Raw genomic sequence first — 26,215 nt, 5'->3', positions numbered from 1 at the left:
CTTAGGGCGTACGCGCGAGCCACGCACGGACCGCCGCGCGCGAACCGCTCACAGCACCGGTGTCACTCCGCGCCGCCGCCACATCCGCCGCACCGGCCACCGTGATCACGCGATCCAACGCTCGGCGCACGTCCCCGCCCTCGCGCGCGAGCACCTGCTCGAACTCACCGAGCCCCGTCGCGTAAATGAAACGCGCCATCAGCGCGGCGTTGTCGAGTCGTACGCGAGACGCATACCGCGCATCAATGGTGCGCAACTGCGGCGCCACCGAATCGACGAGCCACCGACGCGCTGCTGCATACACGGTGTCGCGGGCACGCAGTCGCTCGGCACGCGCGGCGTCACCCGGATGCGCGCGAAACGCAGAGTCGAGCGTGTCGTAGGTCCGCGCCCATACATCGCCGAGCAGCACATCATCTGCCCACCGCGCAGCCACCCGCCGCGCGCGCGCCGTATCGCCACGCGCACGGAAGAATCGCTCTGCGCCGCGCGCACCTGAGAAATTCGCGAAGCTCTCATTGAACACCGCTTCCCCCGCCGCATAAAAGCGATTGTGCGTCAGCTCGTGAATCACGGTATTCACGATCTCTAGCGAATCGGAGCCCAAGGTTGTCGAGAGCAGAGGGTCGTTGAAAAACCCGAGCGTGCTAAATGCTGGCGACGGCCGCAAATACGTATCAAAGCCCTGCGCCGCGAGTTCTTTTTCCGCACGCCGCGCCAGCGCAAAATCAAAAAATCCCTTGTACGGCACGCGTCCCACTACGGGGAACCACCACGTCACCGCACGCAGCGCATCGGGATGTGCACCCGACAGCACGAGTACGAGCGTGTCGTGCTCCAACGCTGTGTACTGGGTAAAGGCGTTCTTTGCGGGAAGCCCCAGCGAGTCCACAGCAAAACGCCGGGCCTCGAGCACGAGCTGCAACTTGGCTCGCACCGCCGGAACCGTGGCGCTGTCGCGCACCATCGCGTCGATCGACCGGCGGCGTGCGAGAATCCCCGCCTCAGCCCACGCGCCCCGCGCGAGGTAACGACCCATCGGCGTCACCACCACCAGCAACGCGATGCCAGCCAGAATCGCCAACAGCGTCAGTCCCACGGTGCCCCACCGCGTGCGTACCAAGCGACGGCGCTCGCTCACCGTACCGGAGGCGCGGCGGCGAACCGCAGCCCCACACGGTGCGTGGCACCGCCAAGCAACTCAAAACCTTCGTACGCATAGTCCACTGTGAGGCGACCGAGCGAGAGTCCGCCGCCCAACGAAAGCGGTGAGCGGTCGTTCGTCGCGCTGCGCAGCGCGTACCCAATGCGCGCGGCCAGCAACGGTGCCTGCGCCGAGGCGCGCCACGTTCCTTCCGCGGCGAGCACACCGGTCACATCGTCGCCGCGCACCTGGCGTACTTCAACTATCGGGCGCAACGTCGCGCGCGTGGTACGCACCGCAGGCAGTGCCGCACCAACACGCCAGGTGAGCGGCAGCGGCGCCGTCACGGCCCCGAGCGTGAGCCGCGGCCCAGCATTCTGTAGCGCCGCCGAGAAATCCCAGCCAGCCGCGGTCGTGAGCGCTACGCCGACGTCCGCCGCCACCGCGCTCCCCGACACCGCCGCCACATGCTGCTGCGCCCATGTGAGCGCCGCTCCCACACGCCAACGTATCGCCTCGCCAAACTCCACTCCGTAGCCGAGTGAGAGCGCCACGTCCTGCGCAGTCACCTGTGCGCCAGTCGGCACCCCCTGCTCCGGCGTCGCGTTGGACGAAAGCACCACTTCGTCCGTTGATCCATAGTCCACAAACCGAACCCCAAACGCCACCACGCCACGCCCCAGCGGCGTTGCAACGCTCGCCGCGCCGAGCGTTGTGCCCATCACATAGCGCTGCAGCGACGCGGACACATCCGCGCCGCGCACTCGCGAGAGCTGGGCCGGATTAAAAAAGAGCGCATCGCCGCCGTCGACCACCGTGCCCCATCCGTCGCCCAGCGCGAGGCCGCGCGCACTAGACGGGAGCGTGAGAAACACCGCCGCCTGCGACGCGCCCTGCGCATGCGCCAGCGCAGGCGCCAAAACGGGCGCCAAAACGTGCGCCGTAATCAGCGCCATCGTCGACATCAGCGTGCACAACCGTCGCGTCATCATGGAGGTAACCGAAAAATGCTCACCTGCGCCCCATCTCGGCTACTGAACGACGAAAGATCAGGGCGCGAAAACCGCAACGTGATCGCACTCGCCGTGGACGCTCGCGAGAGCGTGTGCGTCATCGTCCCCGGCAACATCGCCGTCGAGAGTGACCCCCCGGTGCGCAAATCAAAGAGCGGCAAAGGCCATGGATTGGAGAACCCATCAGCAATCGCCAGACGCGCCATCAACGCCCGAAGATTACGGCGCCCAAACCGATACCGCGGCGCCACCGCCGCGCGCGGCACCCCAGGGAGCGAATCGGTGAAAAGCGCGAGGCTGAAATCGCCGAACATCGCGCCAAAGGTCTCGCCCGTGGCGGACTCCACATTGCCGATCCCCGTCTTTGACGTCTGCACCAGCCGCGAGAGAAGGCCGTCCCCCTTCTGCTCAGTCAACCAGCGCAGAAAGAGCCAACTCGCACCGCGATCTTCCAGCGAGCCCGCGTCGATATAACTCGTGACCGAATGGCCGCGCGGAAACGAGAGATATACGTACGCGTCGAGGAGATTCGCCGTAATAAACGGCCCTGCTGAATCCGGAAATATTTGCTCGGGCGACGTCCGCCCAGTGGGGTATGGAAAGCGCGCTTCAAAGAGCTGCGCCCCCAACTCTTCGGCGAGATGACTGAGCCCTTCATTCAACCAGGTCACCTCCGACTCCCCGCCGCGCGCCAGCACATGCTGGTTGAACGAAATCATATGCTGCATCTCGTGCACGAACGTACTTGGCACCGTTTTCAACACATACGCGCCGGTGTGTTCGCAGCTGTACCGCGCCGTGGAATCGGGCACCATCGAGTAGTAGATCTCCCCCTTATTGGAGTTCGCGCTCGACGGCAGAAGGTCATTCCCAAAAAAGAATCCCGTGACGAACCCTTTTTGCCCACAGTCCGCGCGGTCTACCATCGCGTTCACCACTGAGGTGAACAACACAATCACATGCCCGTTGTTGTCCACGTCCGATTCCGTGCCGAATGCCGCGCCGTCAATCGGATACAGATCTTTGTCGATCAGCACACCGAGCGACCGGTATTCTGCATCTGAGAACGCGCGCTCGGTGGTATCGGTGTACACCCAAAGGTGCGTTCCCGCGTACCGAAGACGGGCGCCCACATCGGCAAAGCGCGACCCATCGAGCGCCGCCACCACGCGAAACGACCGCACCGCCGGCGGCACCGCTGCCACCGTCTGGAACGACACGCCCTGCGCCCGCCGCATCGCGGCCTCCGCGGCCGCCTGCGGCGCGATCTGCCGCTCACGAGCTCGCAGAAATGCGTCAAACTGCTGCTGGACCCTATTCGTCGGTACGCTCAGCATCGCACTGGAGCGCACGTCGGCGCCGCTCGCCGACGGCGTCGATCCAAGCCGCCACGCCACGAGCGAATCCCCCGACCCGATTGACGCAAACTGCGGCACCACGAGATACGTGGCATTGGCCGGCAACCGCAGACAACTCGCCAACTCCGCCCCTGGAACGCGCATCGCCTGATACGGCGCAAGCGCCACCGACACGGACGCCCCGACATACGTGGCCGAGAGCGCATTCGTCGTCACGTTCCCCCACGACACGCGAAGCGCCACGGGCCCAGACGCCAAACAGGGCGGCACGATCACCCGCAGCAACGTGTCGCCACTGGCGACCAGCGCATTCGCGCGCTCCGAGCCGAATAACACCGTCGGCGTAGCGCCACTGATCGCCAAGCCACGCCCTCGAAGCGTGATCGTATCGTTCGCAGCAATCGCGGTGGGCGCCGTGGCCAGCACCGGCGCCGCCGTCGCAATCGCGCGCATCGTCACCGCATGCGAAATCAGCGGCCACACAAATGCCGTGACCAGCGTGGTGTCGCTCGTGCTTCCCACCTGCAAGCGTACCGACGCCGCACCGTCCACTCCCGCCAAACTCACACTGTCCACCAGTGCCGACCCGCCCGCCGCACCGCGAACCACGCGGAACACCACGCGCGTCCCCTTCGCCGGCGCGCCATCCGCATCGACCACCCGCACGGTCAGCGCCTCAGAAAGCACCGATCCGGCGGGCGCGCGCTGGTTGTCGCCGCTTACAACGGTGATCGAATAGGCCGCCGACGTAGGCACCGAAATCCGATCCGTCCGGCATCCCAGCCCCCCCACAGCGCACGCCAAAGCGAGCGCCAACCGGGCGCCGCCACTCCGGCAATGCCGGGATATCTTGCCAATACTGGCTAACTCGTTGCTATACAACATATTAGCTATTCAATACCACCCCATCTATAACTTTGACAGCGAGGCGCTCGCCGGGCTAACTTTGTTGGTTCAATGTCCTTCGTCCATCTCCATTGCCACTCCGAGTATTCCCTACTCGACGGCGCGAACCGCATCGATGACCTGATCACCAGGGCCATCGAGTTCGAGCAGCCGGCGCTCGCGATTACCGATCACGGTAACCTGCACGCGGCCTGGGAGTTCCAAGAGAAGGCCAAAAAGCAGGGGCTCAAAGCCATCCTGGGCATGGAGGCCTATGTCGCCCCGGGTGATCGCCGCCAACGCGGCCGAGCCACCCCCACGGAACGTTCATATTATCACCTCGTTCTGCTCGCCCGCGACCTCACGGGCTACCGGAACCTCGTCAAGCTTTCCTCCCTCGCCTACACCGAGGGCTTTTATGGCAAGCCTCGGGTCGACCGCGAGTTGCTCGAGCGCTACAACGAAGGGATCATCGTCTCCAGCGCCTGCATGGCTGGCGAAGTCGCCGTCCACCTCCTCGGCGACCGGGCGGAAGAAGCGCGCAAGACCGCCGAGTGGTACGCCGACGTCTTCAAGGACCGGTACTACCTCGAGGTACAGGCCCACGACGCCGGCGAACAGCGCAAGCTGAACAGTCAAGTGTTCAAGCTCGCGTCGTCGCTCAGCCTCCCCGTGGTGGCCACCAACGACTCGCACTTTCTGCGCGAAGAAGACCACGACTCGCACGACGTGCTGCTCTGCATTGGGCTCAAGAAAGACCGGCTCGACGAAAACCGCATGAAGTACGACCGCGGGCTCTACTTCAAGTCCGCGCCGGAAATTCGCGCGCATTTCAACGACCGCCCTGACGTTCTCGAAAACACACTCAAGATTGCCGACGAAGCCGGCTTCTCGTTCGAAAAAAAGTACTACGTCCCGTCCTTCCCCCTTCCCAAGGGCGTCAAAACCGAGAACGCCCTGCTCGTGAAGCTCGCCACCGACGGCGCGAAGGTGCGCTACGGCTCGCCACTGCCCGCGCACGTCGTGGAACGGCTCGAGTTCGAACTGGGCGTCATCACCAAGACGGGCTACGCGGGCTACTTCCTGATTGTCGCCGACTTTATTCAGGCCGCGCGCGACAAGGGAATCCCCGTCGGACCGGGGCGCGGTTCTGCCGCTGGCTCTATCGTCGCATACGCCACGCGCATCACCGACGTCTGCCCGCTCAAGTTCGACCTGCTCTTCGAACGCTTCCTGAATCCCGAACGCGTGTCGATGCCCGACATCGACGTGGATTTCTGCGAAGAGCGTCGCGGCGAAGTCATCGAGTATGTGCGCGACAAGTACGGCCGCGACTGCGTGGGGCAGATCATCACGTTCGGTACGCTCAAGTCCCGCGCCGCCATCAAGGACGTGGGCCGCGTGCTCGGCTTCTCGCCCTCCGAAACCGACGCGATTGCCAAGCTCATTCCCAACGCCCCGAACTTCTCGCTGACGGTCAAGGAAGCGATCGAGAAAGTGCCGGACGTCCGCAAGCTGTACGAAACGGACGAACGGCATCAGCAACTCCTCGACTTCGCCATCGCGCTCGAAGGGCTCTCCCGCCACGCGGGCGTGCACGCCGCAGGCATTGTCATCGCGCCAGGTCCGCTCGACGAGTACGTCCCCATTTGCACGGCGGACTCGAAAGGATCGGGCTCCGGCGGCGATGAGCGCGTCGTCGTCACGCAGTACGACATGAACGCGCTCGAGAAGGCCGGGATGCTCAAGATGGACTTCCTCGGCCTCACCACGCTCACGATCATCCACGACACCCTCGTGGCCATCAAAGCGCGCGGCCGCGACGTCCCCAATCTCGACACCCTCCCGCTCGACGACGACGCCACCTTCCGCATGCTGCGCGCGGGTCGCACCGCCGGCGTGTTCCAGTTTGAATCCCCGCTCGCCACCGACATGGTGCGCTCCATGCGCGCCGACTCGTTTGACGATCTCGTGGCCTGCAACGCGCTCATGCGCCCAGGCCCGCTCGACGCGGGGATGCACAAGACGTACATCCGCCGCAAGAAGGGTGAAGAGCCGGTCTCGTATCAGCTCCCCGAGCTCGAGGAAATCCTCAAGCCCACCTACGGCGTCATCACCTATCAAGAACAGGTGATGCGTATTGCACAGCGGCTGGCGGGCATTTCGCTCGCCGAAGCCGACGTGCTCCGTAAAGCCGTCGGCAAAAAAGACGCCGAGCTCATCAAGAAGGAACTGGGCAAGTTCGAAACAAAGGCGGTCGAGAAAGGCTTCGACAAAAAAATTATTTCCGAAATCGCCGCGCAAATCGAAACGTTCGGCCGTTACGGTTTCAATAAGTCGCACTCGGTGGCGTACTCGGTGCTCTCGTACCACACCGCGTACCTCAAGGCGCACTTCCCGGCCGAGTTCATGGCCGCACTGCTCTCGGCGTGCATCGGCGACACCGACTCGGTGGTGAAGTACATCAGCGAAGCCCGCGACCTCGGCATCGACATACTTCCGCCCGACGTCAACGAGAGCAACTACAAGTTCACCGTCCTCGAAGACAAGCGTATTCGCTTCGGCCTTGGCGCGGTGCGCAACGTGGGCCGCTCCGCCATCGATTCCATCATCACCGCTCGCACCGCCTCGCCCTTCACCACGCTCTACGATTGCGCCGAGAAGGTGGACCTGCGCGTCTGCAACAAACGCGTCTTCGAAGCGCTCCTGTACGCCGGTGCACTCGACGGACTCGGCGGACACCGCGCCCAGTATGCCGCGGCACTCGACGGAGCCATGCAGCACGCCTCGCTCTCGCAGGCGGAACACGCCACTGGGCAGGGCTCGCTCTTTGGCGAAAACGCCGGCCCAGAAAACGCGCCGCCGCTTCGTCCCGTGCTCCCCAACTTGCAGCCGCTCAGCGAGCACGAACGGCTCACCAAAGAAAAAGAAATCCTCGGCTTCTACATCTCGGGCCATCCGCTGGAGCCGTTCCGCGCCGAGTGCGAACTACTGGCCACACACACCGTGGCCAAACTCGGCGAGTGGACCGATCAGGCGATCACCATCGCTGTTGTGGTGACCACCGTGCGCCGCCAGTTCTCAAAGAAGAGCGGCAACGAGTTCGCGCGCCTCACGGTCGAAGACTTTTCGGGCTCCGGCGAAGTGCTGGTCTTTCCCGAAGCGTGGGCCGCCATCGGCGACCGCGTGCAGGCCGACGTTCCCGTCCTCATCAAGGGCGGCTATTCCAAGCGCGATCAAGGCGTGGACAACCCCACGTTCATCGTCGACGGCATTACGCGTCTGGCCGAACTGCGGACGCAGGGTCAACTCTCCGTGAGCCTGGAGCTCGGCCCCGACTCGGGCTGGACGCCGAGTGTTATGCAGGATGTTCGCGCCGTCGCCGACGCACACCCCGGCTCCGCGCCACTCGAAGTGCAATGGTCTGGCGCCGACGGCTCTCAAGCCCGCTGGCGTTCTGCCTCCGTCAAACTCTCCCCCGCCTCCGCCACCCTCTTGGAGCTGCGCGCGCTCCTCGGGCCGGAACGCGTTCGCCTCGTCCGAGGAAGCTGATCATGGGTACATCCGCCCTTGAGTTCGAAAAACCGATTGCCGAAGTCGAACGGCAGATCGAAGAACTGCGGCGCGTCGCCGAAGAACGCGGCGTCTCGACCGACGAAGAAGTCGCCTCGCTCACCAAAAAGATCGACGAGCTGCGCGCAGAGATTTACGAGAACCTCACGCCCATTCAGCGCGTGCAGGTGGCACGGAGTCCGCGTCGGCCTTTCACGCTCGACTACCTGCGACTCGCCTTCAGCGACTGGATCGAACTGCACGGTGATCGCGCGTTCCGGGAGGACGCGGCTATCGTCGGCGGATTCGCGCGCCTCGACTCCGAGACCGTGATGGTCATCGGCCATCAGCGCGGCCGCGACGCCAAGGAAAACATCTACCGCAACTTCGGCATGCCGCATCCCGAGGGGTACCGCAAGGCACTCCGCCTGATGAAGCTCGCCGAGAAATTTCACGTCCCCGTCATCACGTTCATCGACTGCATGGGCGCCTGGAGCGGACTCGGCGCCGAAGAACGGGGCCAGAGCGAAGCCATCGCGCGCAATTTGTTCGAGATGAGTCGGCTCACGGTACCCATCGTTGCGACGGTCATCGGCGAAGGCGGCTCCGGTGGCGCACTCGCGCTTGGTGTGGCCGACCGCGTGCTCATGCTGCAAAACGCCATCTATTCGGTGATCACCGTCGAAGGATGCGCGGCCATCTTGTGGAAGGACGGCAAGAGCGTGGAAAATCGTGAGCGTGCCGCGAGCGCGCTCAAGATCACCGCCCCCGACCTTATGGAACTGCGCGTCGTGGACGAAGTGATTCCAGAACCCGTGGGCGGCGCGCACGCCGATCACAACGCCACCGCCAATGCTGTGCGCGACGCGCTCATCCGGAATCTCGACGAACTGCGTCGCCTCAAGCCCGACAAACTCGTACGCCGACGTCGCGAGAAGTTCTTGCGCATCGGTCAGTACGTCGAGTAAGCCCTTTTAGCCGTATCCGATGACGCAACTGATTGAAGTGTCCTTCAAGGGCAACCGGCGGGAATTCTTCCACTGGCCGTTTGACGAAGCCCCCGCTGAGAAAGCCGGGATTATCGTCGAAACCGACCGTGGCGAAGACTTCGGCCGCGTGCACGCCACCGGCGAACTCGCCACGCGACGGAAGGCCGGCACCACGCACGGCAAAGAAGCGACGGGGCCACTCCGCACCGCCGTGCGCCTCGCCAACGGCGAGGAGATTGAACGCGCCCGCCTGTTGCGCGAAGACGAAGACGCCGTGCGCAAACGTGCGATCGAAAAAACACGCGCGCAAAAGCTCGACATGAAGATTACGGACACCGAGTGGCAGCTCGACCGCCGACGGCTGACGATCTACTTCACCGCCGACGCGCGTATCGACTTCCGTAATCTCGTCCGGCAACTTGAGACGGAACTCAGCACGCGCGTGCAGATGTGGCACATTGGCGTCCGCGACGAAGCGCGGCGTCTCGACGGCGTCGGCCGCTGCGGGCGCCAGCTCTGCAGCGCCAGTTGGCTCCCCGACCTGCGCCCCGTTAAATCGAGCATCGCCAAAGACCAGCGGCTCTCCACGCTCAACCCGGCACAGATCTCGGGTTCGTGCGGACGCCTCATGTGTTGCTTGCGCTACGAGCACGAGTTCTACGTGCAGCAACGCAAGCGCTTCCCCAAGGAAGGCAAGATCCTCGTCACGCTCCTCGGCGAGGAAAAAGTCGTCTCCAACGATATTTTCCGCGAACAGGTCACCTTGCGCGGCCCCACGGGCGAATCGCGCATTCTCGCGCTCGAAATTCTGAACCGTGAGCTGGGCGGCGAATACACCGCCCCCGCCGCCGATGTGGCGGAGGATGGTGACGACGACAACATGGACGACACCGCCGAGCGACGCGTGATGGTGGACAAGCCATCGACGCCGCAGCGCTCGTCGCACGAAAAACAACGCGAGCACCAGCAGCGTCAACAGCAACGGCCCGAGCGACCGGCACAGCCCGAGCGTACGCGGTCCCGCCCAGAGGGGCCGCAGCAAGGCGGCGCCGAACGTCCGCCGCAGTCACGGCCGGAGCGAGCCAAGCCGCCACGCACGGAACGGACGCAGGAGCCGCGCACGGAACGGACGCACGAGCCGCGCCCCGATCGGTCGCAACAAACACGCGCCGATCGCCCGCAACAGCCACGCGGCGAGCGCCCGCAGCAGGGTCGTCCGGAGCGTCCCAACCGTTCGCAAAACGAGCGCCCGCCTCGCCCCGTCCCAAACGCGCCATCGACGCCCGCACCGGATGAAGTGAGTGCCGATGCCGGCAGCGGCGCAGGTGCTGGCGACGAAGCCGCCCAGCACCGCCGTCGCCGGCGCGGACGCCGTGGCGGCCGCCGCAGCCGTGACGGCGGCGCCCCTCCGTCCGCCCCCGAGGGAACACCGCCCTCCGCTCCGCCTACCGCCGGAAGTTGACGTGACCGAACCACGCCCGTTCTACATCACCACCGCCATCGACTACGCCAACGGCGATCCGCACTTCGGACACGCCCTGGAAAAAATCGGCGCCGACGCCATCGCACGCTTCCACCGTCAACTGGGGGAACGTGTCCATTTCCTTATTGGAATGGACGAGCATGGCCAGAAAGTCGCGCAGACCGCCGCCGCGCAGGGCATCGAACCGCAAGCTTTCGTGGACGGCGTCGCCGAACACTTCAAGGCGATGTGGGCGCGACTGTCGATTTCGTACGACCAGTTCATTCGCACCACCGACGCCCCGCACAAGAGCGGCGTGCGTGCCCTCATCAAACGCATCGCCGAAAGTTCGCCCGACGACTTCTACCAAAAGTCATACGACGGCTGGTACTGCGTTGGCTGTGAACTGTTCAAGCGCGAAAACGAAATCGTCGACGGCAAGTGCACCGTCCACCCCACGCGCGAACTCCAGTGGACGGAGGAACGGAACTGGTTCTTCCGCCTCACCAAGTACCAAGGTTTTCTCGAACGCCTGCTCGCGGACCGCCCTGATTTCATTCAGCCGGCGTCGCGCCGCAACGAAATCCTCGCCCTGCTCGAGCAGGGTCTCGAGGACATTTCTATCACGCGCTCCAAGCTCAGTTGGGCGATTCCCTTCCCCCTCCCATCGGGGGACGGTGAATCACAGGGCACCTGGGTCTGGTTCGACGCCCTCCCCAATTACCTCACCGCCACAGGCTATCCCAACAAGGGATGGAAAGACCGCTGGCCCGCGCAACTGCACATCGTCGGCAAAGACATCACGCGCCTTCACTGCGTCGTATGGCCGGCCATGCTGCAAGCGGCCGAACTGCCGCTCCCCGAGCGTGTATGGGCCCACGGGTTCATCAGCTTTGGTGGCGAACGCTTTTCAAAGTCGGCCGGCGTCAAAGTCAGCCTCCCCGACACCGTCGAGCAGTACGGCCCCGACGCCTTTCGTTATTTCCTTCTGCGCGAAGTCCCCTTTGACGGCGATGGCAGCTTCAGCGCCGAACGCTTCGAAGCCGTCTACACCGCAGAGCTCGCCAACGGACTCGGCAACCTCGCCAGCCGCACCATCGCGATGGTCGAGAAGTACTGCGCCGGCATCGTTCCCGCCGCCGCACCACTTTCCCTCGACCACGAAGACGCCGCCGACCTCGCCGACGCGCGCGCGGCGATGGACGGCTCCCGCGGCTATCTCTGCCACGAGGCGCTCGCCGCCATCGCTCGCGTTACCGACCGCGCCAATCTGTTCATTCAGCAGACACAGCCCTGGGTGCTCGCCAAAGACCCGTCCAAGCGCGCCGAGCTCGACGGCGCACTCGCCGCTCTCGTGCGCTCTCTGGCCCGCCAGGCGGCCTACCTTGCCCCCTTCATGCCCGGCAAGGCCGCAGCCCTCTGGGGGCAGCTGGGAGCCCCAGGAACCGCTGAGGCGCAGCTCCTGAACGCCACAGCACCAATCGACGCCACCGGCTGGACCGTACAGAAGGGAGAGGGCCTCTTTCCACGCCCGGAACCAAAGCCCGTCGCCTGACGTAGCAACCAGACTCACCCACCGGCCGTCGGGTCGCTCCACGCCCGCACCTGTTTGACCTGCTCCCCCCGCACCCATACCGTTAGACGATGCGCAAACGTGAATGGACGATCGTCATAGTTCCCCCCGATAACGCCGGCGCGCGCACCTTTCGCGTCGGTGAATACGGGCGACGCGTCGCGTTCACCTTCGCAGGCATTTCTGCCGCACTCGTGTTGGGGGCCGTCGGGGTGCTCTTTACTCCGTGGGCCACGCCGAGCGCACGGGCGCTGCTGGCCGAGAATCAGCGCCTGCGCGCCGATATGGGCCAGATCGACATCCGCCTCTCGGCGCTCAACGACAGCATCACCGCGCTCTCCACGCGCGACCAGCAGATCCGTCTGCTCGCTGGACTCGCGCCCGAGTCCGTGACCGTGGCGAATGGCGGCAAAAAGCCAGACCTCGCTCCGCCCGGCACCACGCCGGCGACGAGCACCAGCTCCCGTTTCGGTAAATCGCCCTTCCTCGGCCGCCTCGCCTTTAGCGCTCGCCCCGATATCGACGGCCTCATTCAGCGCGCGCGCGAACTCTCCTCCAGCTTCCGCGCCGTCAACGACACGCTCACGCGCAACTTTGAGCGCCTCGCCAACATGCCGTCGATTATGCCGACGGCTGGATGGCTCTCGAGTCATTTCTCGGAAAGCCGCTTTCACCCCGTGCTCCACGAAAATCGCCCGCACGAAGGCATCGACGTCACCGCGCCGATGGGCGCGCCGATTATCGCGCCGGCATCCGGCATCGTGCGGTCGGTATCACGGAACGAGCCCGGCTACGGCAATACGCTCGAGATTGACCACGGCAATGGCATCATTACGCGCTTCGCGCATTGCTCACGGATTACGGTGCACCCCGGTCAGCGTGTCACGCGCGCGCAGGTCGTCGCCACCGTCGGCAACAGCGGACTCACCACCGGCCCACACCTGCACTACGAAGTGCACGTCAACGGAAAAGCCGTCGATCCGCTGACCTTCGTGCTCCCGGAAAAAGTCGCGGACTGAGCACGGGCTGGTCGTTCGCACCGCAGCACGCAGTCACGCGCCCCGCAGGAACCTCAGGCACGTCGGGCACCTCGCGCGCCGGATCCCTACGGAAGCGGCACCGCGCCTGAACGACCGCACGCCACACCGGTTGAGGTCGGCTGTGCCGAAGGCGAGGTCCCCGAGATGATCACGTCCACGCCGCCGGGGCACGCAATGCCATTTACGGTGACGGACGTCGCCACCATGTGCAGATTAATCGCGCCCCACGTGTCATTGGCGATCGCCACCGATCCGGTAATCGAAATCCCCGATGCGGTGATCTCGGTGACCGTCACTTTATCGTCAAACTGGCACCCAGCAAGCGACCCCGTCATGGTGAGGGTCGCCGTGCCGTTCCCAGCGGTCTTCGAACCAGCCAGCGTCCCCTGATACGATCCGCTGCCCCCACGGGTGCACAGCACCTGATAACTCAGCGGGAGACTGAAGGTGTCGGTCGAGGGCTCACGCTTGGCCGCAATGGCAGCGCGCACGCCGCTCCACATATACCCCAGTGTCGCGTACGTCGCGTCGTTACTAATCGGCGACGCCAGGCTGGCATCAATGCCTCCGACCTTGGAGCACGCGGCAAGCGCAAACACGAGCACGGCAACAGCGGTGGCACGCAGGGGGATTCGTGCAGAGCTCATGTGACGCCTCTTCATCGGTGATCGGGGCAGCGCACACCCCGTGTGCGGATACCGGAACTTAAGCCAGAAGGGCCGGCGCGGAAGCGCCGACCCTTCTGTTCACTCACAAACAATTCACTGTGCCAGCGGGTGCACACCCGTGCCCACCGCCGTCACACTTTACGGCTTTACCGAGTTGGCCGGATTCGTTGCACCACCAAACGTGTACAGCGGCTCCGACTTCACACCGAGTTCCTTGGCAGGAACCGGCATTTCGTGCGGCGTGCCGGCGCGGAGTCCGTTCGCGACGCGACGACGCACCCAGAACGGCGACCCACCAAGACCGAGCAGTTCGACGTCATTCTCATAGGAGAGCTTGGCCAACAGGCCAGCAGCACCATCAGCTGCCGAAGCAGGCGACAGCCCGCCACGCGTGACGCGCGTGTTGTTGATCTTCGCCGAGGCCGTCGCCAGATCCGGCGATGGACTGCGAATGAGCCCCTCGGCCCAGATCAAGTCATTCTGGGCAGCGGAAATGACCGGCGCCGGACCGTAGCCGGAGTAGATGCCCGTCGGATCCTGATTGCGGCTCAAGTCGTAGCGGTTGTGATTGATGTTCGACTGGTGATACTGCCCACGCGAAGCACTGAAGATTTCGTATTCGGAGTAGCCGAAATCTGTGCCCGGACGGCCGCCCGCCTTCACGGGAATCGTGCCGAACCCATCGACAATGCTGGCATCACCAAACGTGCCGTCACCCAGACGCTTGTCGGGCGAGTTCGGCTGCTTATTGCCGCCAGCCGGATACGGATCCTTCTGCGTGGCCGGATCGAGCTGCGTCGCGATGCGCGTGTGAATGACGCCCGTGTCGATCGAGTTGAACCACACCAGCACTTCGTGGCACCAGGACGAGCAACCATCGCCGACGAACACAAAATCAAACGGTGACGTGCTCGACATCCCCTTCGCGGCGTAGGCGGCCACCTTGGCCCAATCCACTTCCGTTGCCATTTCCGCATCATTGCGCGGATAGTACGCGAGCGTCATCGCCGCCATCGTGTTGGCGATCTGCGCGATCTGCACGTTGGTGTAGGCGCGGCCGTTCGTCCAACCAGCCGGCGTCGTGAACGTATTGGCATTGGCCAGCACGATCGCTTCATCGAACTTCTTGATCGCCGCGTCACGCATGATCTTGCGATTCGAGTACGTCAGCTTCGAGACATCCACCGTCTCGTCAATGATGTAGCCCTTGTCGTAGTTCATCGAGATGCCCGAGTGCGCGGCGGCATTCATGAATGCCGCGATCGTCTCGGCGCGCTTGGTATCGGCCGCGCTGTTAATGACCTTCTTGTCCACGCGGATCGCACGCAGCACGTCCGACGCGGACGACGCCACGCTGTAATAATTCGTCCAGTACTGCTCAAGGTTCACGCGCTCCTGCGCGCCGGGATCGTTCTTCCAAGGACGCGTGTTGCGCGTGCCGTCGGCGTCCTGGCTGTTGATGTAGAGCATGAAGAAGTTGTTCCACGACGACGAGTACGAGTCCGCAATCGTCGAGAGCGGTCCCACGGCATTCATCCCTTCGTAGCCGGTGAACCACGTGTGCATCGTACCGCCCGCCACCGCTTCGAGCGCGGCCGGATCGGACAGCGCGCGCCGAGCGTCCGGCGCGTTGGGGTTGGCGACGTCAAGGTTTCCACAACCCACCACGGCGACTGCCGCGGCGACGCTCAGCCATCGGATGGACTTGATGATGTTCATAAGTGTCGGTCTCCTGATAGTGAGGTGGCGGCTCAGAAGCCGAATTCGATCATGGCAGTGAACGTGCGATACGCGGGGTAGCTGAAGTTGTCCACGCGGTACGTGAACGGCTTGCCGGCGCCGCCCGACACGTCGGGGTCATAACCCGTGTACTTCGTGCTCGTCCACAAGTTGCGACCCACGATGCCAATGCGCGGAGCCTGCGCCTCGCCAAGGTGGAAGATCTTTGCCACGGACTTCGGAATCTGGTAGTTCACCGACAACTCGCGAAGCTTGACGTACGACCCGTCTTCCACAAAGAAGTCGTTCGCGTTGATGCCGTTGTAGAAGACCTTGTAGTAGTTCACCGGCTTCTTCAGCGCCTGCGCCTTGCCGCGCTGATCGAAGATCGGATCGCGCTCTTCATTGAATGGCCACTGGCGCGTCAAGTTATAGATCTGACCACCCTGCACCATGTTGAACAGGATGTTCACCGACAGCCCCTTGTACTTGAGGCTGTTGTTCAGGGAGAGGTTGTAGTCCGGGTTCACATCGCCAATCGTCTGCAGCGACGACCCGCTCGCCAAGAACGCCTTGAGCGGCTTCTCGTCCACCGTGCCCATGGCCGACTTCAGCACGTAGTAGCCGTCGGAGTTCACCGCGTAATCGGCCGCCGTCCCCGACAACTTCTTCGCGGCAATCGTCGTCGCCAACTGGTCGGCACTCTTGATCCAGCGCTCGCCGTACATCACGCCAAACGTTTCGCCGGCCGCCACGCGGAACAGCTGCGTGTTGCCGTCCGGCCCGTTCAGGAATGGCGGCACGTTCAACGCGGTGATCTTCGACCGCGTGCGGTCGCCCGTCAACGTCATCTGCCAATCGAAGTCGTTCGTCGCAAACAGGAGCGCGCTCACGGCCAATTCATGCGTGTTCCCCACGAGCGTGCCGGCGTTCTGCCACTGGCTCTGGTAGCCGGCGGCAGCGGACAACGGCACCTGCAGGATCTGATCCTTGGTGACCTTGTCCGAGTAGCTGTACTCGACCGTGAACCTCTTGAGGAAGTTCAAGTTGAATCCGATTTCCTTTTCCGTCGACAGCGCCGGCTTGAGGTCGGTGTTGCCGAGCGTGACCTTCTGCGGGCTGCCCGCCGAGATCACCAGCGTTTCGTATTGGGCGTCATACGTCGGACGCAGACCGGCCGTGCCGTACGAGGCGCGTAGCTTGAACTCGTCCACACCCGGAATCTTGAAGTCTTCCGAGACGCGGTAGGCACCGGACGCGCGAATGTAGGTCTGGCCACGCTGAGCGGAACCGAACAGCGACGATTCGTCGCGACGCACCACACCGTCGAGGATGTAGCGATCCTTGAACTCGAACGTCGACACGAAGAACGCATTCTTCGCGCGATACGCTTCCGTTCGCGAACTGGGCGTGACCGGCGTGTTCGGATCGGGCGAGTACGCCGAGAACTCCGTCACCTTCGGTACCACGAGCGCCGACGCGTTCACGCCGATGAAGGCATGGCTCTGATCTTCGTACACATACGCAACCTTCGAGGTGTTTGTGAACCAGCTGTACGTCCGCACGGACGTGAGCGTAAAGCCCGTATTGTAGGTGCGGTCGTTCATCGCCTGTTGGAACAACGCACCCTTATCGGCAGCACCGGCCGAATTCAGGAAGCCCATCGGTCGGAAGTTCTTGTAGTTCTGGTTCGACTCGTCGTAGTTGAAGTTGCCTTCCGCCGTCAGCCAGCTCAGCGGATGCCAACGCATCTTGGCCGTTCCCGTAAAACGGTCGCGGTCATTGCTGATCTGGCGCTGCGAGAGGCCATATAACGGATTGTTCAAGTTGCCCGACTGCGGCGGCTGCTTGATGACCGCATTGTACGGCGTGCCATCCTTGTTCTTCGCGAGCAGGTCGATGTTCGGCTCAAGGAAGCGCAGGCCAAAGAAGATGCCCGTGTCTTCGCCCTGGTCGGCGTGCGAACGGCCATAGAAGGCGCCGGTCGAGAGGTCCAGATTGTCTGAGAGCGCCTGGTCGACGTTCAAACGGAAGTTCTGGCGGCTGAAACCCGAGAGCAGGTTGAGCACGCCGGTCTCGCGCGTGTTCTGAATCGAGGCGTTGAAGTTGTTCGCGCCACGACGCTGGCCGACGGACGCATAGTTCGTCATGAACGCGCCGCCGTGGAACACTTGACCGAGCTGGTCGTATGTCTTCTGGTACGAGTTGTCCGAGATCTGGTCATTCTTGAGCTGACGGCTCCCGCTCGACAAGTCAAAGCTGCCGTCGGCGTTGTTCTTGTAGGCGTGCGACAAGTTGTTCGCCAGCACGCGCGGCAAGGTGCTCGAGCCATACTCGTTACGAACCGTGATGTACGTCTGCCCTTCCGCCAAAGCAGCGCCACGCTTCGTGAAGATCTGCACCACACCATTCGCGGCGTCGGAGCCGTACAGCGAGCTCGCCGCGGCGCCCTTGATGACTTCCACGCGCTCAATGTCTTCCGAGGCGACGTCGGCCAAGGAGAGACGCGAGATCGTGCCGTCAATAATGATCAGAGGATCGGTCTTGCCGGTAATGCTCGCCGGCGAGCGCAAACGGATGGCCGGAGCCGCACCAGGCTGACCCGACACCGTCACCACACTCGCGCCCGCGACCTTACCGCTCAAGCTCGCCAGCGGCGTCGTGCCGGGCGCGTCTTTGAGGGCCGAGGCATCGACCACGGCAACCGAGAACGCCGTCTTCTTCTGCGATGTCGCATCCGACACGCCCGTGACGACCACCTGCTCGAGGTTCATCGCGTCCTTCTCAAGATCGAAATCCTTCTCGACGCGGCCGACCACAAGCGTCAGCGCCATCTGCTTCGGCTTGTAGCCGATATAGCGCACCTTCAGGGTGATGGACCGTCCACCAGCGCGCGCGACATCCACCGTAAAGTTGTAGCGACCATCAAGAGAGGTGACGGCACCGACCCCGAGTTCGGGAATGCCGACACTCGCACCACCTAGCGGTGCGCCCGACGATGTAACTTTTCCGGAGAATACTGCGTTCTGAGCTTGTGCCGTTCCGACAATCAGCGCGAGCGCTGCAAACATGCCGGTCACACGCAGAAGCCGTCGGACGATCGCACGGTCCATCTTCATTTGCGAACTCCCTGGCGGAGGGGGTGGGGGAACTACAACAGCAAACGGCTACCCGAGGTCCCAGTTTTCACGCCGGAACCCAAGTAGTTTGATTGCATTGCGCAATCAGGATTATTCTGTTAGCAATGCCTATGTAACTACTATAGGACGCCGGACGCAACCCCCTCCGGGGCTATATATGCCTGCTACATACCGGTTACTTTCCCATGCCTCGACCCAACGGTTTCGTCTCAGGTGCGTAAGTACTAGCCCTGTGCGACTTCCGGCCGCCCCGGTTACGGCCCTTCTCCTCTCGCTCGTGGCCGGCCTCCCCACTGCGGCGATGTCTCAAAAGGGGACAGCTCAGATCGCCGGAACCGTCACGGATATAACCACTCATATGGTTATTATCAACGCCGATGTCATCCACCTAGGCCTTGGCCGCGTAACCGTCACCGATTCCGCCGGCAAGTTCCTTCTAACCGATCTCCAGCCCGGCATTGTTCGGATTCTGGTGCGCGCCAAAGGGTACCCGTCCTCCGTCAACACCATAGCCCTCGCCCGCGGCGAGTTCATGACCCGCGACTTTGAGCTGGACTCTTCAGCCACCGGCCGCGCGAACGCCCAAAAACTCCCGTCGGTCGCGGTCAGCGCTCCCAAACCGGCGGAACCGCGTTACGCCGACTTTGAGCGGCGGCGCGCCACGGGGCGCGGGCATTACATCACACGCGACGACATCGAAAAAGGAGGCTTTGCCAACCTCCAAGACGCCATGAAAGGAATCCGCGGCGTCGCCCTCGACTGCGGCGGGGCCACCGCTGGCGCGGCTTCAGGCACAAGCTTGGGCTGCAATATCCGCATGGCCCGTGCGCCGATGCGCTGCAATCCGGAATACATTGTAGATGAGCGCGTCGATAACGACTTCGGACCAAACGTCGCCATCCGGGACATCGAGGCGCTGGAGGTCTATACCGGACCCTCCGACGTGCCGGGCGAGTTCGCCGGGCGCTACGCTGGCTGCGGCGTGATTGTCATTTGGACCAAGAACGGACCGCCTCGAAAAAAACCATGACCGTGTGCATCACCAACACAGCACCGCTCCGTCCGTTCCTCCTGCTCCTCGCCCTGACGCTGGCCTGCAGTTCGTCGGAACAGAAGCCGCAGAAAAGCTTGATCCAAACCAAACTCGCCGAGCGCGCGCTCGCCGAGACCCGCACAGACTCCTTCACCCTGATCGCCGACCGCGGCCGCGTACTCGGCGATCCCGCCGCTCGCGTCTGGGTCACGATCGTCAGCGATTTTCAGTGCGCCCCCTGCAAACAATGGCATCAGGACGTGCTGCCGCTGCTGCGCAAAGAGTATGCAGCGTCCGGACGCGTACGCCTCGCGTTCGTCCACTTCCCGCAAGCAGAGCACCTCAACGCGCAGACGGCCTCCATCGCCGCCACCTGTGCGGCGCACCAGGGCAAGTTCTGGGAAGCGGCGGATCGCATCTTCGACACGCAGGCCCGTTGGATGAACCTGCCCGATGCGCGCCCCTATCTCGACTCCGTCAGCATTGCCGTGGGAGTCAACGCCGCTCCACTCCGCCTGTGCACCGAACGCGCGCAGGCGCTCAAGCTCATTCGTGATGACATCGAACGGAGCCGTTCGGCGCGCGTCGACTCGCTCCCGACGTTCTTTATTGGCACACGGCGCATGAGCGGCGCGGCATCGATCGCGACGTTGCGGACCGCAATCAACGCGGCACTCGCCGGCCAGTAACGAAACACGCCCAGCACTCACGAGTGCGGGGCGTGCTCCACCACAACGTACAAAAACAGCGCGCCCTTACTCTGGCGCGCGCACCGTCAGCTCGCGCTGCCCCGCAGCGATCGGAACCGTCTGCTCGCGCCCGCCTGGCCAGCGCACCCAAAGCGTGGTGGCACCGGCCGGCAACGCAAGGACGCTCACCGCACCGTCCATCGACCAGTAGCCGCCGCCACCGTGCACCTCGCGCACCGGACCGCGGTTCGTGCCGCTCACCACGCGCAGCTGCACGCCGATACCGAGCGGATTGCCGGCACCGGCACTCAGTCGCACTCGCAATCCGACGGCCGCTCCCACGTTGTGCCAGAGCGTCGTCGCCGCGCCGTTCTGCGACACGGCAAGATCGACGCGCCCATCGCCGTCGTAATCCGCGGCCGCCGCGCCGCGGCCATCCCCAAGCACGGAAATCCCAGAGCCACGAACGCTGAGCGCGCTAAACACGCCGCGTCCATCGCCGAGGAGCAACTGTCCTGCGCCGGCGTCGAAGCGCATCGTGCGAATGTCCGTCGGAGAGAAATTCTGCGCGAGGAACAGATCTTCGCGCCCGTCGCCGTTGAAATCGGCGACCACCACCCCGAACGCTGGCGCAATCTGCGCGGCACGCGGCAAGGCGTGCGCTTCAAAGCGACCACCCTTGTTCAAAAACACCGTGTGCTCAAACGTCGTCGCACCCACACGCATCGCACTCTTGGCCGCATCGCCGAGCACGCTGTCCACGGTCAGTTTGGAATACTCGGTAAACGAGGCAATGCGCTCGCGCACCGACGGCAACGCCACGCCGAGCCGTGAGAACGACTCGAGCGGAAGCTCGCGCCCCGTGAGTGAGTCGCGCCGCGCAAATAGTAGCCCGGGACCACCGGTCCCGAAATTTCCAACCACGAGTTCGTACGGACGTTCCGCCGTCGCTTGCCACGGCGTGTTGAGCCCCCAGCTCGTGGCCACCAAATCGATTTTCCCGTCGCCATCAAAATCACCGGCGGCGAGACCATTCCACCGACTCGTCATCGCACTCATCCCCCACTCGCGCGTGACGTCGCGGAACCGTCCTTTCTCATTGTGCAGAATTCGAACAGGTCCCCACTCGGCGGCCACCACAAGCTCCGGCCATCCATCGCCATCCAGATCGGCAAACAAGGCAGACGACAACAGCCCGAGCGACGCGAGCACCTTCGCGTTCACGGTATCGGCCACAAAGCGGCCGTCGGCGGTGCGGAGATATAGATGCGAGGGCGCTGGGAATGGCCAACTGCCTGGAACAATGCGCGCGCCAACAAATAAATCGAGCCGTCCGTCGCCATTCACATCGCCGAGCGCCATTGGACCAACGCTCGCACTCTCGGGCGGCGCCATCGGCACAGGCGTAACGAGTGCACCGGCGCGGAGCGCATAGCCGAGTACCGAGGGCACCCCGAGCGCCTCAGCGGGCGACGCCGACTCGTAGCTCGCCTGCCCCGCGAGGAGCGTGGTGCCGCCACGCGCGTCCGGCACGGGGAGAATCGTGGTGACGTCCCACTTCGCCGCGCCACCGGGCGCTGCGGTTGCACTGAAGCGATTTCCTGCGTTGCGCAACACGGTAAGAGCACCGCCACGTCCCGTGCCCACAACAAGATCTTCTCGACCGTCACCGTCCGTGTCGATCCAACTCACGCCCGGTCCGAGCTGACTAAAACGATTCGGCAGCAGCGGCTGACGCCGGTAGTCATCAAAGATCGAGTCTACGTGCGTGTGTCCACCGAGCAACGCCGTGGCATTCTCAAAGAGCGGGCGAGCCGCGTCGGCCGGCGATGGAATCGTGGAGGGTTGGTTCGAGGCGCCAGCCTGATCAATCTCGTATAAGCGATTCGGCGGCGTATTCCGAATGATGCTGCGCCGCCCGTCGCGCCATTTCACTTCGATCGTGACCAGCGAATCGCGCCCCGAGGCAAAGGCGAGCTGCATATCGCTGCCCGACATGTAGTAGCCGCCCGCCGTGAGTTCTCGCGACTGCACCGGCAGCGAAGGCGCCAACACACTCACCACCGCGCCAATCCCCTGGTCGTTCGGCGACACGCCCTTGAGTCGCACCGCCACGCGTGGCGCCTTGCTCTCGTTGCGATAGACCACCGGCGGCGCGTCGAGCCGTGTCACCAACACATCGAGATCGCCGTCGCCGTCAAAATCGGCGAGCGCCATCCCCTGCGAAATCGCCTCGTCCACACCGAAGCCCCATGCGGCGCTCACATCCGCAAAACTGGCATCGCCGCGATTCCGCAACGCCACACTGCGCGCCGCGAGGCGCGGGAACTCGCCCTGCTCACGATTCCACGGCACGCGCGGGAAACTATTGCGAATGCGTTCGAACGTATCGGCATCTCGAATATCCCAGCGATGCCCGTTCACCACGAGGAGATCTTCATAGCCATCGAGATCCACATCCACAAACGCCGACGCCCACGACCAATCGGTGGCGGCGACACCCGCAAAGTCCGCGGCCTGAGCCCACGTACCGTCACCGCGATTGAGCTGCAGCGCGTTCCGCATCCACTGCCCACGATCGGGGGTGAGCCCGACCTTCTTGGGGAGCGGCGTATGCGTGGGAATCTGGCGCTGCCGAACGCCGAGGGTGGGGCTGAGCATGTCGGTGGTGAATAAATCGACGTGCCCGTCGCGATTCACGTCGGCGAAGTCCACCGACATACAGGTGTTGCTGGTTTCCCGAATGGAGAGCGACGGCGTGAGTCGGAAGTTTCCCGTGCCGTCGTTCAGCCAGAACTGGTCGGGGTCTTCAAAGTCATTGCACACGTACAGGTCCGGCGCGCCGTCGCCATTCACATCATAGAAGCGTGCGGCCAGGGTAAAGAAGTCAGGCTCGACCGTGAGCGTCTTGCCATCTTCGCCCGTAAATCGTGGCCCATTGATCGGCACGCGCGTGAAGTGTCCCTTGCCGTCATTCAAATAGAAGAGGTCCACTTCGGCGCGCTGCGAGCGAACAATGCCGCCGAGATCTGGGCGGTCTTCGACGCGGTACTCGCCCTTCCACGGATCGACGACCTCGTATTTTCCGTTGATCTTCTTCACCACCTGATCAAACGACCGCGCCTGCGGTGGAAAGGCATCGAGCGAATTGCGTTTCTTGTATGTGGCCACGTAGAGATCGAGCGTGCCATTGCCGTCCACATCGGCCATCGTGAGCGTGGTGGCCGCGTAGCCGCTGTCGAGACCGCTCCCCGCGGTGGCGTCGGCAAAATGCCCTTTGCCGTCGTTGAGCCAAAGCTTGAGCGGTCCACCGAGCGTACCGACCACGAGGTCAGGATGGCCGTCGCCGTTGACGTCGGCAAAGACGGCGCCGGTGGTCGCGAGGCCCTTCGTATCGATGCCGCTGCTGGCGGTCACGTCTTCAAAGTGAAAACCACCCGTGTTGCGATACAGCGCCGCCGGACGCTCCACGGAGGCAAGAAACATGTCAGGCAAACCGTCGCCGTCTATATCACCTAAGGCCACGCCCGCGCCAATCAGCAGATTGCGATTGGCCATCGCGTGCTCGTCGTCCACATCGTTGCGATGGACGAGCCCGGTCGAGGAGGACGTGAGTTGCGTAAAGCCATCCTGCCCGCGCCACGGCAGCGCGAGCGCGCGCCAGCGATAGCCGTCGGCCTGATGCCAGGCCGTGTCCACGCGCGAGCCGCACGCCGCGACCGCACAGACGCCAATCAGCGCGAGCGCCACCGCCTGCGCGCGGCGGACGACGCGCGCCGCGAGCCGTTGCCGCTCCTCAACACTCACTTCGCGCGCCGCGTCTTGACGCGGTCGAGCACGCGCTGCCCAATGCACTGCCCCTGCGTGAGACCGTCGTACACCGCGGGGAAGTAGTGCACCCCGGCATAAATGCGCGAAATCGCCACTTCATCGCGCGCGGCCGAGAAATTCTTGAAGGCCCGCGCCGGCTGCCCGACATCCATCTGCGTGGAATCGCTAAACGGAATCGTGTCACCCAGCACCTTGGCCAGCACCGCCACCGCCGCACCGGACTGCACCGAGTGCCCAGAGGTGTACTCCGGGAATGGCGGCGTTGGAATCACGGTGCGGTACTGCTTGTCGAACACGCGCTGCACATACGCCACCGGCCGCACCACCATCGAGCGGTACTTTTCCTTCCAGCAACCAATGAAGGCATCCGCAATGGCCAGCGACGTGAGGGCGTACACTTCCGCCGCATCGTCCGCCGTGAGATGGCGGCGCACAATCATCTGGTTCGTCACACTGATCCAGTGAAAACCTGGAGTGCCCGTTGCCACGGGGTTGTCCGCCCAAAAGAGCGCAATATTCCGCTGGTCCGGCGTAAGCGCCTTGACCGTATCGTAGAACTGCTTCCCCATCTTCCAGAACGGAGAATTCGGCTTCTCGGAGTATTCCAGGGGCTTTGGCGCCGCGCAGTCGTCGCCGTCGCGCAGAACAAACGTGCGAAGATTTCCCCAGTACGGTTCGGTCGGACGCACCGGATTAAACGTCGGAAGCGTATTGCTCCCCGCCGCCTTGGGACGATTGGAGAACACCCACTTCTCCGACTCGCGCTCCGGTTCCAGCGCGGCATTCGGATTCTTCGTCACCACAACGTCGGACTGCCCCGACAACGTCTGCGGCACATACTGGTCGAGGGTGGCCGTGTTCTCCCACTGATCGTGCTTGGTGGACGGCGTCCACACGCGCCCTCGCGTTGCGAAGAAGCTGTCCGTCGCCGCCCACGCCAGCAGGGCGCCGCCCAGCGCGTGCCCGTGCGCCACGGAGCGGTCACGTTGCGCCGCCGACACGCCGGCCGCCTCGCGCGCCGCTACCTGCGCCTTAGCGAGCGAATCGATCGTGCGCCGCGTACTCGCAAAGCCGTCGCGGAATAACGAATCGAGTACCAGGCGCATCGCCTCGGCGGCAACGGTCGCGCCGTCTACCGGGCCGCCCTCGGGCGCCGCCGGCAGTGCATCGAGCCGGTTCAGCTGACCCGCCATCGAGCGCAACGGCGACGCGGGATCCGACGCGTAGCCTTCGTACAGCGCCAGCGAGGCGTATGCCGAAATGCGCGCCGCCACCGGTGGCCCCAGCCGCTCGGATCGCGCGAACGCAAGCGTGGTGCGCAACCACTGCGCCACCAACTGTGGATCGGACGGCGTGGCGGCCCGCGGCCCGCACGCGGACAGGGACAACGCGGACACCGCAACAAGGACGGCGCGAGACGAAACGTTCATGAGACTGGGTGGTAGGGGTGGACGAACCAGTCCGACGACTGCATCACAGCGCATCGCGCGGTGCTCCGCCCTTTTGCCGGCGGAGCACCGCGATGAATCATGCTACGGCTTGGCCGCTGGCTTTGAAAAGTCCACCTTCGGCGCTTCGCGAGCCCCAGGGTTGGTGACGTCAAAGTACTCGCGCGCCTTCGAACCAATCACCTTCGCCGTCATCACCTGCGGAAACTTGCGGATGTACTCATTGTACGCTTGCACCGCGCCGTTGTAATCTGTGCGCGACACCGCAATGCGATTCTCGGTACCGGTCAACTCGTCCTGCAACCGCAAAAAGTTCTGGTCGCTCTTGAGCGTCGGATAGTTCTCCGAAATCGCGAGCAACCGGCCCAGCGCGCCGGTCATCTGCTGGTTGGCGTCTGCCATCTCGCCAATCTTGCCTCCGCTGACCGCGCCCGCCAGTCCGGCGCGCGCCTGCGCCACCTTTTCAAACACTTCCGCTTCGTGCGCCGCGTACCCCTTCACGGTCTCGACAAGATTCGGGACAAGGTCGGCACGGCGCTGCAACTGCACCGCAATCTGCTTCTGCGCGGCCGCCGCATTCTCGTCCATCGACTGAATGGAGTTGTAGCCGCACGCGCCCAGCACGAGGGGGAACGCCAACACTAGGGAACGAAATCGCATCTGCCTCTCCA

Annotated in this window: 16 protein-coding genes; 7 read left to right on the top strand and 9 right to left on the bottom strand. The window is 63.9% G+C overall.

Annotated features, from left to right (window positions below):
• Position 1: 1 nt before the first annotated feature.
• Genes NTZ43_11855 through NTZ43_11845 form a run of 3 tightly spaced genes read right to left on the bottom strand, consistent with a single transcriptional unit; the run spans position 2 to position 4,271 of the window.
• Positions 2 to 1,141, bottom strand: a complete 1,140-nt coding sequence (locus tag NTZ43_11855) for an aminopeptidase (GenBank protein MCX5767903.1) — start codon at positions 1,139 to 1,141, stop codon at positions 2 to 4.
• Positions 1,138 to 2,136 (bottom strand): PorV/PorQ family protein, encoded by a 999-nt coding sequence (locus NTZ43_11850; GenBank protein ID MCX5767902.1) that lies wholly within the window; start codon positions 2,134 to 2,136, stop codon positions 1,138 to 1,140. Before NTZ43_11850 ends, NTZ43_11855 begins: the two co-directional genes overlap by 4 nt.
• Positions 2,133 to 4,271: a hypothetical protein gene (locus NTZ43_11845; protein ID MCX5767901.1), complete on the bottom strand. Its 2,139-nt coding sequence runs from the start codon at positions 4,269 to 4,271 to the stop codon at positions 2,133 to 2,135. Before NTZ43_11845 ends, NTZ43_11850 begins: the two co-directional genes overlap by 4 nt.
• Before the next feature lie 201 nt (positions 4,272 to 4,472).
• On the opposite strand from NTZ43_11845, the gene dnaE reads away from it, so the two are divergent.
• The 5 genes from dnaE (at position 4,473) to NTZ43_11820 (ending at position 12,995) form a co-directional block, all read left to right on the top strand.
• Positions 4,473 to 7,952 (top strand): DNA polymerase III subunit alpha, encoded by a 3,480-nt coding sequence (gene dnaE / locus NTZ43_11840; GenBank protein MCX5767900.1) that lies wholly within the window; start codon positions 4,473 to 4,475, stop codon positions 7,950 to 7,952.
• Between the two features lie 2 nt (positions 7,953 to 7,954).
• Positions 7,955 to 8,920, top strand: a complete 966-nt coding sequence (locus tag NTZ43_11835; GenBank protein ID MCX5767899.1) for an acetyl-CoA carboxylase carboxyltransferase subunit alpha — start codon at positions 7,955 to 7,957, stop codon at positions 8,918 to 8,920.
• Positions 8,921 to 8,939: 19 nt separating this feature from the next.
• The gene (gene ricT / locus NTZ43_11830; protein MCX5767898.1) at positions 8,940 to 10,403 is read left to right on the top strand and encodes a regulatory iron-sulfur-containing complex subunit RicT; all 1,464 of its coding nucleotides are present in this window, start codon (positions 8,940 to 8,942) and stop codon (positions 10,401 to 10,403) included.
• Between the two features lies 1 nt (position 10,404).
• Positions 10,405 to 11,958: a methionine--tRNA ligase gene (locus NTZ43_11825; protein ID MCX5767897.1), complete on the top strand. Its 1,554-nt coding sequence runs from the start codon at positions 10,405 to 10,407 to the stop codon at positions 11,956 to 11,958.
• Positions 11,959 to 12,047: 89 nt separating this feature from the next.
• Positions 12,048 to 12,995, top strand: coding sequence for a M23 family metallopeptidase (locus NTZ43_11820; GenBank protein ID MCX5767896.1), 948 nt, complete (start codon positions 12,048 to 12,050; stop codon positions 12,993 to 12,995).
• 86 nt (positions 12,996 to 13,081) lie between these two features.
• On the opposite strand, the gene NTZ43_11815 is transcribed toward NTZ43_11820, so the two are convergent.
• From NTZ43_11815 to NTZ43_11805, 3 genes are all read right to left on the bottom strand, one after another.
• Positions 13,082 to 13,663, bottom strand: a complete 582-nt coding sequence (locus NTZ43_11815) for a hypothetical protein (GenBank protein MCX5767895.1) — start codon at positions 13,661 to 13,663, stop codon at positions 13,082 to 13,084.
• Positions 13,664 to 13,822: 159 nt separating this feature from the next.
• On the bottom strand, positions 13,823 to 15,403 hold the full coding sequence (locus NTZ43_11810; GenBank protein MCX5767894.1) for a hypothetical protein: 1,581 nt from the start codon (positions 15,401 to 15,403) through the stop codon (positions 13,823 to 13,825).
• Between the two features lie 32 nt (positions 15,404 to 15,435).
• Positions 15,436 to 18,522: a SusC/RagA family TonB-linked outer membrane protein gene (locus NTZ43_11805; GenBank protein ID MCX5767893.1), complete on the bottom strand. Its 3,087-nt coding sequence runs from the start codon at positions 18,520 to 18,522 to the stop codon at positions 15,436 to 15,438.
• A gap of 298 nt (positions 18,523 to 18,820) precedes the next feature.
• Here NTZ43_11805 and NTZ43_11800 point away from each other — a divergent pair, with 298 nt between their 5' ends.
• Both NTZ43_11800 and NTZ43_11795 read left to right on the top strand, forming a co-directional pair.
• Positions 18,821 to 19,573, top strand: coding sequence for a carboxypeptidase-like regulatory domain-containing protein (locus tag NTZ43_11800; GenBank protein ID MCX5767892.1), 753 nt, complete (start codon positions 18,821 to 18,823; stop codon positions 19,571 to 19,573).
• Positions 19,570 to 20,265 (top strand): thioredoxin domain-containing protein, encoded by a 696-nt coding sequence (locus NTZ43_11795; GenBank protein ID MCX5767891.1) that lies wholly within the window; start codon positions 19,570 to 19,572, stop codon positions 20,263 to 20,265. The genes NTZ43_11800 and NTZ43_11795 overlap by 4 nt, the downstream gene beginning before the upstream one ends.
• Positions 20,266 to 20,331: 66 nt before the next feature.
• Here NTZ43_11795 and NTZ43_11790 read toward each other — a convergent pair whose 3' ends face one another.
• The 3 genes from NTZ43_11790 to NTZ43_11780 all read right to left on the bottom strand — a co-directional run bounded on the left by NTZ43_11790 (position 20,332) and on the right by NTZ43_11780 (position 26,204).
• Positions 20,332 to 24,120 carry a VCBS repeat-containing protein gene (locus NTZ43_11790; GenBank protein ID MCX5767890.1) on the bottom strand — a complete coding sequence of 1,263 codons (3,789 nt, stop codon included), beginning with the start codon at positions 24,118 to 24,120 and terminating at the stop codon, positions 20,332 to 20,334.
• Complete coding sequence (locus NTZ43_11785; protein ID MCX5767889.1) at positions 24,069 to 25,526, bottom strand: vanadium-dependent haloperoxidase; 1,458 nt, start codon at positions 25,524 to 25,526, stop codon at positions 24,069 to 24,071. The genes NTZ43_11790 and NTZ43_11785 overlap by 52 nt, the downstream gene beginning before the upstream one ends.
• A 102-nt stretch (positions 25,527 to 25,628) precedes the next feature.
• The gene (locus NTZ43_11780) at positions 25,629 to 26,204 is read right to left on the bottom strand and encodes a LemA family protein (protein ID MCX5767888.1); all 576 of its coding nucleotides are present in this window, start codon (positions 26,202 to 26,204) and stop codon (positions 25,629 to 25,631) included.
• Positions 26,205 to 26,215: the final 11 nt, after the last annotated feature.

Source organism: Gemmatimonadota bacterium, assembly GCA_026387915.1.
Taxonomy (GTDB): Bacteria; Gemmatimonadota; Gemmatimonadetes; order Gemmatimonadales; family Gemmatimonadaceae; genus Fen-1231.
The sequence above is the reverse complement of the archived record's forward strand: the minus strand, read 5'-3'. Positions and strand labels throughout refer to the sequence as shown.

Coding starts and splice junctions, on each gene's coding strand:
- dnaE (MCX5767900.1), top strand. CDS start 4,473: ATGTCCTTCGTCCATCTCCATTGCCACTCCGAGTATTCCCTACTCGAC.
- NTZ43_11785 (MCX5767889.1), bottom strand. CDS start 25,526: ATGAACGTTTCGTCTCGCGCCGTCCTTGTTGCGGTGTCCGCGTTGTCC.
- NTZ43_11835 (MCX5767899.1), top strand. CDS start 7,955: ATGGGTACATCCGCCCTTGAGTTCGAAAAACCGATTGCCGAAGTCGAA.
- NTZ43_11810 (MCX5767894.1), bottom strand. CDS start 15,403: ATGAACATCATCAAGTCCATCCGATGGCTGAGCGTCGCCGCGGCAGTC.
- NTZ43_11815 (MCX5767895.1), bottom strand. CDS start 13,663: ATGAGCTCTGCACGAATCCCCCTGCGTGCCACCGCTGTTGCCGTGCTC.
- NTZ43_11795 (MCX5767891.1), top strand. CDS start 19,570: ATGACCGTGTGCATCACCAACACAGCACCGCTCCGTCCGTTCCTCCTG.
- NTZ43_11820 (MCX5767896.1), top strand. CDS start 12,048: ATGCGCAAACGTGAATGGACGATCGTCATAGTTCCCCCCGATAACGCC.
- NTZ43_11780 (MCX5767888.1), bottom strand. CDS start 26,204: ATGCGATTTCGTTCCCTAGTGTTGGCGTTCCCCCTCGTGCTGGGCGCG.
- NTZ43_11805 (MCX5767893.1), bottom strand. CDS start 18,522: ATGAAGATGGACCGTGCGATCGTCCGACGGCTTCTGCGTGTGACCGGC.
- NTZ43_11850 (MCX5767902.1), bottom strand. CDS start 2,136: ATGATGACGCGACGGTTGTGCACGCTGATGTCGACGATGGCGCTGATT.
- ricT (MCX5767898.1), top strand. CDS start 8,940: ATGACGCAACTGATTGAAGTGTCCTTCAAGGGCAACCGGCGGGAATTC.